This window comes from Limnovirga soli (genome assembly GCF_013106755.1).
Lineage (GTDB): Bacteria > Bacteroidota > Bacteroidia > Chitinophagales > Chitinophagaceae > Limnovirga > Limnovirga soli.
Window position 1 is genome coordinate 373,570 of record NZ_WHPF01000004.1, and the last position, 10,604, is coordinate 384,173.

The 10,604-nt window shown below is 40.2% G+C and carries 7 protein-coding genes; 2 read left to right on the forward strand and 5 right to left on the reverse strand.

Features of this window, described 5'->3' with window-relative positions; all coding sequences use genetic code 11:
* Positions 1–288 precede the first annotated feature (288 nt).
* Positions 289–1,167 (forward strand): c-type cytochrome, encoded by an 879-nt coding sequence (locus tag GD597_RS07080; protein ID WP_171607128.1) that lies wholly within the window; start codon positions 289–291, stop codon positions 1,165–1,167.
* Between the two features lie 175 nt (positions 1,168–1,342).
* On the opposite strand, the gene GD597_RS07085 is transcribed toward GD597_RS07080, so the two are convergent.
* From GD597_RS07085 to GD597_RS07105, 5 genes are all read right to left on the reverse strand, one after another.
* A complete protein-coding gene (locus tag GD597_RS07085; RefSeq protein WP_171607129.1) occupies positions 1,343–3,910 on the reverse strand; it encodes a cation-translocating P-type ATPase in 2,568 nt (855 codons plus the stop codon).
* A gap of 232 nt (positions 3,911–4,142) precedes the next feature.
* Positions 4,143–4,382, reverse strand: a complete 240-nt coding sequence (locus tag GD597_RS07090; RefSeq protein ID WP_171607130.1) for a ferredoxin — start codon at positions 4,380–4,382, stop codon at positions 4,143–4,145.
* A gap of 6 nt (positions 4,383–4,388) precedes the next feature.
* Positions 4,389–5,618: a cytochrome P450 gene (locus GD597_RS07095; RefSeq protein WP_171607131.1), complete on the reverse strand. Its 1,230-nt coding sequence runs from the start codon at positions 5,616–5,618 to the stop codon at positions 4,389–4,391.
* Between the two features lie 364 nt (positions 5,619–5,982).
* Positions 5,983–7,893: a c-type cytochrome gene (locus GD597_RS07100; protein ID WP_216368532.1), complete on the reverse strand. Its 1,911-nt coding sequence runs from the start codon at positions 7,891–7,893 to the stop codon at positions 5,983–5,985.
* A gap of 18 nt (positions 7,894–7,911) precedes the next feature.
* Complete coding sequence (locus tag GD597_RS07105; protein WP_171607132.1) at positions 7,912–9,726, reverse strand: 3-keto-disaccharide hydrolase; 1,815 nt, start codon at positions 9,724–9,726, stop codon at positions 7,912–7,914.
* A 456-nt stretch (positions 9,727–10,182) separates the two neighbouring features.
* On the opposite strand from GD597_RS07105, the gene GD597_RS07110 reads away from it, so the two are divergent.
* Entirely contained in the window at positions 10,183–10,563 is a 381-nt protein-coding gene (locus GD597_RS07110) for a hypothetical protein (RefSeq protein WP_171607133.1), read from the forward strand.
* Positions 10,564–10,604 lie beyond the last annotated feature (41 nt).

A 10,604-nucleotide genomic window follows, 5' to 3' on the forward strand; every position in this document is an offset into this window, starting at 1 on the left:
TAAGTAATGCTTACGAGAGTACATTTATATGAGGTATTTTAAATTCCAACTCCTGCTTTATTGATGAGCAGTTTGATGGCGTACAAGAGTGCGACGCAAGTAAAGCCCTATGATGCACTACTGCCCGGCTAATAAATCTTTCTTCACTTTTTACTCCGCAAAGTTGTTGATCACTATTATTACTAAAATATATATCAATAAATTTTTAATGTTTTTTGTTTCCCTTTTTGCATAATTTTCTACTAAGTAAGCGCATCTTTCATTTTCAACACCAAAACAATAATAACGATGCTTAAGAAAATTTTAAAATGGACAGGCATTAGCATTGCATGCCTGTTATTAATTGTGATTGCTTTTTATGCAGTAGCAGCTTATAATACCTCGCAAAGGGCCAACAAAGTGTATACGGTACAATTGCAAAAGTTAACCATTCCCACCGATTCAGCCTCTTATGAAATGGGCCGCCATACGGCCAACGTAAGAGGTTGTTTAGAGTGCCATGGCAGCAACCTAGCAGGCAAAGCATTTTTAGATGAAACAACACCACTGGGTGTATTGTATGCTTCTAATTTAACCAATGGTAAGGGCGGCATTAATTATACTGATGAAGATTGGATAAGGGCATTACGTCATGGCTTAAACAAAGAAAATAAATCGGTTTGGTTTATGCCAACAGATCATACCACCAGCCAGTTATCGAATAATGAATTAGCCGCATTGATAGGCTTTTTAAAGCAGCAGCCACCAGTAGATAATGTTGTTCCTCCACACGCATTAAAACCATTAGGTACGGTACTTACTTTTTTAGATAAATTTCCTTTGTTTCCTGCGGAAGAAATTGATCATAGCGCTACTTATGTGGATGAGGTAAAAGTAGAAGTAAGTGAAGCATATGGCAAATACCTGGCTATTAGTTGTTCTGGTTGTCATGGTCCAAATTATCTTGGTGGGCCTGGTACTGCACCCGGAGAGCCGGTTATTCCGAATCTTTCCTCAACCGGTAATTTGGGCAAATGGACTTCAGAAGAATTTATTGCAACCATTCGCACAGGCATAACACCAGAAGGCAGGCATTTAACTGATTTTATGCCATGGAAAGCTATGGCTAATGTAAATACAGATGTGGAATTACAATCAATGTATCTATACCTGCATAATTATAAATAGTTGCATAATGCTAAAAAGCCCTTACTTCAGGTAAGGGCTTTTTTTATAGTTTTATCCAAATAATTAGAGGCAACTTAATTGTATAGGTAGTAAAGAACCCGGTAGTTGAATTGATGTTTTAAGCGCATATTTTAAGGTGCTATTATAGCTTTAGAAGCCTTGTTTTGAGAAAGGATTAGCCAGGTTTTCGAACTGGTTTTTTTAAGAGCAGTTTTAATAATTCAATACAAAGTAAAGACGCTGCAGTTATTATAAGAATGGTTGACATGGCTTTCCATTCCAAAGCGGTAGTTTTAAATATGGTTTGCAGCCAGGGTATATATAGAATTGCCAGCTGCAACCCAATAGTTAATAGAATGCTACCCCAAATGGCTTTGTTGGTAAACACACCCACAGAAAGTATAGAGTGAGTGTCTGATCTAACGGATAATGCATTTGCCAATTGAACAAAACATAAGGTGGTAAAAACCATAGTATGCTGTGTTTTTAGGTTATACCCTTGCTGCACTGCCCACCATTGCGTAAAAATGGATGCAATAGTAATTACAGCGGCTGTTAATACTATTCGCTGCACGATGCCACCTGCAAAAAGGCTTTCTTTTGTGTTACGGGGTGGCCTGTTCATAATATCTTTTTCTGCTGGCTCTCCTACAAGCGCTAAACCGGGTAAGCCATCTGTTACCAAGTTAATCCAAAGAATATGTATGGGTAAAAGTGGAATGGCAAAACCAAGCAGGGGCGCTAAAAAAATGGTAAGTATTTCGCTAAGGTTGCAGGATAAAACATACAGTATAAATTTTCTGATATTCTCATAAATTCTCCTGCCTTCCAAAATCGCTTTAACAATGGTAGTAAAATTATCGTCCAGCAAAATCATGTCAGCAGCTTCTTTGGAAACATCGGTTCCTGTTATACCCATGGCTACACCAATATCAGCCTGTTGTAAAGAGGGGGCATCATTAACGCCATCACCTGTCATCGCTACAAATTCGCCATTGGTTTGCAATGTTTTTACTATAGCTAATTTTTGAGCTGGCGTTACTCTGGCATATACGGATGTTTGGGTTACTATTTCACTTAATGCTTCAGGGGAAAGTGTTTCCAAATCGGCACCTGTTTTAACTCCCTGATGGTCTGCGGCTACCATGCCTAGGCGTATGGCAATGGCAGTGGCAGTAAGTGCCTGATCGCCGGTAATCATTACTGTTTTAATGCCAGCGGTATTACATTCCTTAATTGCGTTTATTACTTCTTCTCTGGGTGGGTCTATCAAGGCCGTCATTCCTAAAAAATCAAGATCTTTTTCTATTTCTGCTGTAACATTTTCCGGTTTTTCATCAAATAATTTATAAGCAAAAAATAATACCCTCATTCCGTCTTTTGCCCAGGCTTCGTTTTTATCAACCCATGGTGTAATTTCATTTTTATAGGTTGTGCTTAATACTTCAATAATCTTAACAGGAGCACCTTTTACAAATAAAATCCATTTGCCGTCATGGGCATACAAAGTGCTCATCCGCATTCTGTTTGAATCAAAGGGTAACTTAGCCAGAAAGGGAAATGTTTTATCAGTTTCCTCTTTTGAATGACCATTATCTAATGCATATTTTACCAGCGCAGTTTCAGTAGCATCTCCCAAAAGCCCCTCGTCAACTGAAAACCTGACTTCATTGTTTAGCAACATATTATCTAATAACAAATCTTTTTTATCTGGTAGGGCTTCTAACTTTTCAACCGTCATTTTATTTTGGGTAAGGGTGCCGGTTTTATCACTGCAGATATAAGTAACTGACCCCAATGTTTCTACAGCTGGCAATTTGCGCATCAATGCTTTTTGCAATACCATTCTTCTTGCACCTTGTGCAAGGGCAATGGTAATAACGGCTGGCAAGGCTTCAGGTAATGCGGCAACAGCCAAAGAAAGCGAGGTAAGAAACATTTGAAAGGTGGGTTCGCCACGCCACAAACCAATGCCAAATACAATAGCGCAAATCACCACCACCACAATAGCCAGTTGTTTACTAAATACTGCAAGCCTCTTTTGTAATGGCGTTTTTTGGTCAGCCGAATCTAATAGCCCGGCAATTTTACCCAATTCGGTTTGCATGCCAATAGCGGTTACCATGGCTTTTGCAGTACCGTTACTAACTATCGTACCCTTAAAAACCATATTTTGTTGATCCCCCGCTACCAGGTTTTCTTTATCAATAGGGTCAGTTGTTTTTTCAACGGCATTGCTTTCTCCTGTTAAAGAGGCTTCATCTGTTTTTAATGCATGTATTTCCAATAACCTTGCATCTGCCGGCACAATATCTCCGGCTTCTAATAAAATAATATCGCCGGGTACTATCAATGTTGCTTCAATTTTGCCGGGAATATTGTTACGCAGCACCATTGCAAAAGGTGGTGCCATTTCCTGTAATAGTCGTACAGATTTTGCAGCATTATACTCTTGCGAATAACCCATCCACGCATTGCCCAAAATTATTGCCAATATCACATACGCATCAGTATGTTCCCCAACAAAAAATGAAATAACGGCAGCTAATAGCAGTATTATGATCATCACATCTGTAAACTGGCTTAGGAGTATGGATAATTTGCTTTTTTGTTTGGCAGCTTGTAGCGTATTACTGCCAAATGTTGTTTGGGCAATAGCCACTGCTTCGGTAGTTAAACCGGTTACAGATGAATGTAATTGAGTAAGGGCGCTTTCTTTACTAAGCTGGTAGAATGTAGGCATAGGTTACTATATCCTATAAAGGTAGCTTTTGTTTGGCTCCCGTTCTTAACTGTTCTTCAAAGCCACTTTAATAGCGGCTGCCTGCAAAAAAAATGCCCTCAATTGTTTTCAATTAAAAGCAAATTTTTTACTTAGGTATATCCCAATTTCTTGAGAATTGATGTGCATTTTGTTTGAGTAAAAAGAACAGATGAGGCTTTTCCTATAACTTTATTTTGAAAGGGAGTTTAACTCAAAATCCCAGATCTGCCGGCGGAAATAAAACCTCACCTGTGCTGCTGTCAGTTATGGTAATGGCACACTGAGGGCATTGTTCCGCTGTTTGAATAATGGTGGCTGCATCAGCTTTGGCAGCATCTATTATGGTGGATTGCCCATTTGCATTTAATGTGAAAACACCCGGCAAGAAATATACACATAACTGAGCGCCCACACAACGATTGTGATTCACTTCTATTTTTACCTGTGCCATAACAGTTTATATTTTTGCTTGAAAGGATATAGGTAACACTTTTAAGGCCCGGTGTACTACGGATGGGTAATAATCCAGTGCCGTTCCCTGCTGTAACACAGGACAACTTATACGCTTTACCAATCCTGCAAAAGCTTCTTCAACCTCCAGCCTTGCCAGTGAAGCGCCCAGGCAAACATGTATGCCATGCGCAAATGCAACATGCAGGTTGGGGTCTCTTGTTATGTCAAGTGTGTCTGGATTTGCAAATTGTAATGGGTCCCGGTTGGCGCCTGAAAGGCTTACGAGCAGGCGCTCTCCCTGCTTTATTAGTTTATCACCAACCATCCAGTCTACCTTGGCCCATCGTACAGTAGACTTTACTGAACCATCAAACCGTAAAAGCTCTTCTACACCTTTTTTTAATAAGGATGGGTTGCTACTTAGCATTTCCCATTGTTCGGGGTGTTGCATAAGGGCAAGCGTACCATTGGCAATCAGGTTCATGGTTGTTTCGTGACCACCAAAAATTAACAGCACGCAGGTAGCCAATACATCATTATAAGTAATTTGTCCTGCTTCCTCGGCAGATATCAGCAGACTTATCAGGTCAATACCCGGATGCTCTCTTCGGTGTTCTATTATTGGGGTAATATATTCTACCAGGGCATTTATACCTTCACAGGCAATTTCACGCCGGCGGGGTTCATCAGCTTTAATAAAAAAGAAAACACCTATTTTTTCCGACCATTCTTTTATTTTATCCCGGTCAAGATCTGGTGCGCCTATTAATTCCAATATAACCGACATAGGCACTTCATAGGCAAAATCATGTATCAACTCCATTTTGCCGCTGTCAATTACTTTGTCCAGTGTTTTTTGAACAATTTTTCTCACCATGGGCCGGTAACGTTCAATGGCTACAGGCGTAAATAATTTATTTAGTAACATACGTAATACCGTATGATCCGGCGGGTCGCGAAATACCATCCAATATTTTAAAATGCGGAAAATAGGTGCTATAGATTCCTGCTCTTCCTGCGTTAATTCTGCTTCCAGATACCCCATACGGTCCGACGAGAAATGTTCAGCATCTCTTAATACATCTACCACTTCCTTATAACCTGTAAGTACCCAGCCTTTCCAGCGTTCATTCCAATGTATTTTTTCTGTGTTGCGCAGGTTATGGTAATAGGCATGCGGATTGGCAATAACTGCGGGAGCCATCAGGTCGTCGTTTAATACAGTTGCATTCATGTGTGCTTTATTAGGTAGAACAAAGTTGCCTGCTTTGTAAAACGCAAACAATGATTACTGTCATGTTTAATACAAATTGTGGTTCAGACTAATTGTTTTATGGGCCCTGCAGTTGAATGCCACTGCAGCTTTACTTGCGTCGCACACTTGTACGGCAACAAATTGTTCGGCTTATAAACAGCCGGGTAGAGGTGAAATAAAAAACGGGTTAGCATGTTCTAACCCGTTATATTTTTAAATAAATAGACTGTACTACCAATTCTAAAAATGCATTTTGCTGCATAGCATTACCAAGCGTACAAGTGTGCGACGCAAGAATGCTGCTACTTGATTTTAGTTGGGTTAATAACCTGCATTTTAGCCACTATTTTTTTGCTGCCAAAGAATTAATCCATGCAGCAATTTTTCGGGCATCGCTGGCGGGTACATTGGGCATTGGTGCCATGGGCGTAGCATAATCAGGCCAGTTTTTTGGTTGTGGATTTTTTATTAACTGTAATATTTTATCAATAGAATACTGCCTTTTTGCAATATCAATAAAGCCTGGTCCCACCTGCTTTTTATCAGGATTATGGCAGGCAACGCAAGTATATTTTACCAGCAATGGTTTTATTTGAGCATAGGTATATACCCCGTTTACAGCAGTTGTATTACTGATGGTTTTGGCAGTGTTTTTGGTGCTAACTTCTGCCATAGATAGTTTGCTGCCTTCGGGAATATTGTTCAGCGTATAATAACAACTGGGGTGTACCAGCGAATACTTGTTTTCCATGTCGCGTATGCCTTCCAACGTAATATGATGAATATAGTTTTTACGCAGGTTGCCAACAATTATTCTTGCAGTTAAACCATCGGCAGATACTTTAACACCTTTGATAGGGCATTTTTCTGTGTTAACCATTGGGCTGCCATATACCGATTGGTATTTGTAAATAAAACTTTCAATAGTATAGGAAGAAAGGTCTTCTGCATATTTTTTGTCAACCGGTTTGGTAAAGCTAATTTCAAAACCATCGGGCATGGCTTTTACAGTGCGCATTTCAAAAGGTACCTGATTGTTCCAGAACAGGCGTTGCAAGCCTTGGTTGGCATCGCCGGCCGAGCCCCAGCCGCGGTTGGTTTCGCCAACATATAAAGAACCTTCGTTGCCCCAGGTTAAACGTACAATGCCTGACTGAAATCCGCTTCTAAAATCCCATGCACAACCCTGCATTTCACCATTTACTTTCTCCATAAAAACCCGCATAATTTTGCTTTGTCCCTGATCGCCCACCAGTAGTTGCTCCTCAAATGGGCCAAAAACGCCTTTAGGTATTTTTACAATTTCTGAATTGGAAATGCCGTAAATACCATGTGGTAGCCAAACTGCAGGTAATTGTAATTGAGGAATTACCGATTTGATCTGATACTCGGTAGCAAATTTTTCGTTTACAATATTTTGAGGTTTTACCGCCTGGTTGTTAGCATCAAACTCCAGTCTTGGATTTACATATTTGTAAACCTCTTCTGTGGTTAGGTGTAGGGGAGAGTTGGGCAATCCAGTCCAACGCAAACCTCCCGGATGGCCGGTAAATGCACCTTTTTTTATAGGCATTAAACTACCCGATCCAACCCAGTCTCCCTGGTTATCGGTATACCATAATTCACCATCAATCATACTAATACCGCAGGGGGAACGCATACCGGTGGCCCAAGGTTCCATAGTGCCGTCTTCAAAAATATGAAGTGTCCAGCCACGCCATGGTACAAAGCTTTGGGCATGCCACCATACATCGGGGAAGCCCAGATTAAGGGTTACAAAGAAAGAACCATCGGGGGCAATTTTTGGTCCGAAACTATATTCATGGTAATTGCCCGATAAAGGCCAGGCATAAATGGTTTCAAACACATCTGCTTTGCCATCCATATTAGAATCGTATAAGCGGGTTAGTTCGCCTCTTTGCACAACATAGAGAGAGCCATTTTTATAGGCTACTCCCAGTACCTCATGCAGGCCACTGGCAAATTTTCTAAAATAGGGTTTAGCGCTGGAAGGATTTTCTACAATAAAAATATCGCCCCGGCGGGTAGTTACTGCAATGTCGCCATTGGGTAAAGTGCATAAGCCGCCAACTTCGAGTATAGTACCTTCAGGAGAACTTACCTTGGCTATTTTAAAGAAATCTTCTTCTTTGGCCGATTCCTGTGCATAGGCAATATTCATTGCCAATGCCAAAGTGCACAATAGCAAAGCGGCTGGAATATGTTGGGAAAAATATGTGATCAATGATTTCATAACAACTGATAATAAAATTTAAAAAAGAATATCGTAACTAATGGTATTGCTAAATGGTACTAACATTTCCTTATGGCCATTTATATCCCTGATAAGGGGTTTAATATCTGCAATACGGAGGTAATAAGCTTTATCGTTTATTAGAAATAAACCATTTCCGGCATCCTCAATATTGTCGGCTTCTGCCAGGCGTACATATAAATTGGGGGCGGCATTTTCTATGCTTAAAACCCTGTGCAATCCCTCATTTCCTTCTAATACTGTAATGCCATCGTTAATGCTTGCGCCAAAAGAACGGTATTTAAAAACCGGTAGATTCTTCTCATTGGTAATATATCCTTTTGGAATAAAGCTGCTGCCAAGCGTATCGGCCGGCCAGCTGTTATTTGCAGAAGATAATTGTTGTACCATCAAAGCCGGTTTGCCAAAATATTGTACAGCGCCCACAGGTTTTGAAGAACCATCACCTCTTTCATGCCACATGGGTGTGGCATCTAAAAACCCTCCGCGCCAAACCTGTACAATCATGCCATTATCCATATCATAGGTGTAATGCACGTTAGACGGGCTGCCTACAGATATAGAATGTGTTACCCTAAAACTGCCCGGTAAGTCAATAAAGCTGCGGTGAATAATATTTTCGGTGGCATTAATTAATATGGGGTCTACATCATCATTGCTGATGGCCGTAGCATCGCTTAATATAAAAGGCCTGATGCCGGGCCCACTTAATTCCATTGCCAGGTAGGGTTTTGCCCAGTCAACATTCTTACAGTATACCAAATCAACATCAACAGTGCCGGCGGGTAAATTGGCCGTGCCCTTACTGTTCCATTCAGTATATGGAATAATGGTATTGCCATTGAGTTTTAAAATGCCACCACCACCAAAACTGTTTAGCTTAAAATTGTAGTTGCCGGGGGTAGTGATAAGCAGCTTGCTGTTATAATGAATCATAAACATATTCCCGGGCAGGTTGGGAATATTGGCACTTAATACCTGCTGTGCATTTTTATTTATTACAGGTTTAAGCGTTTTGAAATCGGGCTGCTGTTTAAAAGCACCTGCATACACACTATATTCAATATTGGTTAATGCAGGCGATGGATTGTTGTAATTGGTTACAACTATATTCCTGAATGCCACTGCACCATGGTCTCCCTGAAAGCGCAAAGGGGCTTCCGGAACTTCCTCTTCGCTGATAGCACCCCGCGTTACGCCGGAAAGCGATACGTTTTCCTGTATCAATACGCCATTTAATTCTACCCTTAAAAAGCGGGCATTTTCTATTTTTTTGCCACCGGCAAATCTTGGTGCCCTAAATGCAATTTTTAGGTGCTGCCAAAGCCCGGGAGCCTTACTTACATTTTGTCGGGGGGCATGGCCATCATAACCTTTGGCACCCTCGGGGCGTTGTTCATCCCATCTTTCATAAATGCCGCCATTGTCGCCAGATCGTGGGTTTACCACTTTCCAGCTGTCTAATAATTGCACCTCATACCTTCCCTGCAAATAAATGCCTGAGTTGGATGAAAGCGCCATCATATAATCCAATTCTATGTCCATGTCGCCATGAGAAAAATTGGTAAACAGATCGCCACGGGCATCCGCTACAGGTATATTTACCAATACCCCTTTTCCTGCTGTAAATAACAAAACATTTTGAGTGTTGAGATCTGCTTTTACATCGCCGGCAATATGCCAGTTGGCACTTGCATTATTGAAATCGGCTGAGGTGCTGAGGTCAATTTTTTGTTGGCTAAACACCTGCAGAGCAGTGCACAATACCACAAATAGCGCCATTGTTTTTTTCGAAAACATTTTCCATTTCATAAGCAATCATTATCTGGTTTACAGTAAAGGTTACAGCCTCCCAAAGCTGTTGCACTTTTTATTGGTTTAAAAGTAGGCTAACCTGTTCTTTAAAAAAGCATACACATTAAATAAATTTGCAAAAATTGAATTCTATTTAGTGAATGTGAATATTGTACTTGTTTTTAGTAAAATAGTTTCATAGTACTGCAAGTAATAAGTGCAGTTGACAGATTTCAAGTGTATTTATTAAAGGCATTGTTTAATACCAGCTGTAACAATTATTGCATCGTCCCTTGCGTCGCAATCACTTCATCTGCAAATGGTATGGCAGCAGCAAGCGAATGAAAATAATAATTAGGGTAATTGATAGCTTTTAAATCAGCATTCGCTAATTAAGAAGCAAACTATGCCCGTTCAATTATACACATCCTATTTTAATTTACTGGGTGGTGCTTTTTTATTAGATTTGCCTTGTTGAAAAAATGGATAGCCATATTATTATTGTGCACCTATATTTTTGGTGCAACCGATGCTTATCAATTGTTAAAGATACCTGCATTGGTAAATCATTATATCCAGCATAAATCCGGCGATAGGAATATAACCCTGATGGCATTTTTAAAAATGCATTATGAAGGTGGAATAAAAATAGACGCAGATTTTCAGAAAGATATGCAGTTGCCTTTTAAAACACATGAAACAGAATGCTGCATCAGCATTGCCACTGTGTTACCTGCACCTATTCAATTATTGCATAAAACCGAAGAACCTATACAAAGAGAATATACCATTCTTAACGATGAAGTGCCCGAATATGCTAATCCACAGGGCGTTTTCCAGCCTCCCAAAGCATAATAACTGTATATTCTATTCTCTCGAATCATATGTTATACTGT

Excerpts from the sequence above, each read along its gene's own strand:
- GD597_RS07095 (WP_171607131.1), bottom strand. The coding sequence starts at position 5,618 with ATGAATGCAACTGTATTAAACGACGACCTGATGGCTCCCGCAGTTATT.
- GD597_RS07085 (WP_171607129.1), bottom strand. The coding sequence starts at position 3,910 with ATGCCTACATTCTACCAGCTTAGTAAAGAAAGCGCCCTTACTCAATTA.
- GD597_RS07090 (WP_171607130.1), bottom strand. The coding sequence starts at position 4,382 with ATGGCACAGGTAAAAATAGAAGTGAATCACAATCGTTGTGTGGGCGCT.
- GD597_RS07100 (WP_216368532.1), bottom strand. The coding sequence starts at position 7,893 with ATGAAATCATTGATCACATATTTTTCCCAACATATTCCAGCCGCTTTG.
- GD597_RS07080 (WP_171607128.1), top strand. The coding sequence starts at position 289 with ATGCTTAAGAAAATTTTAAAATGGACAGGCATTAGCATTGCATGCCTG.
- GD597_RS07105 (WP_171607132.1), bottom strand. The coding sequence starts at position 9,726 with ATGAAATGGAAAATGTTTTCGAAAAAAACAATGGCGCTATTTGTGGTA.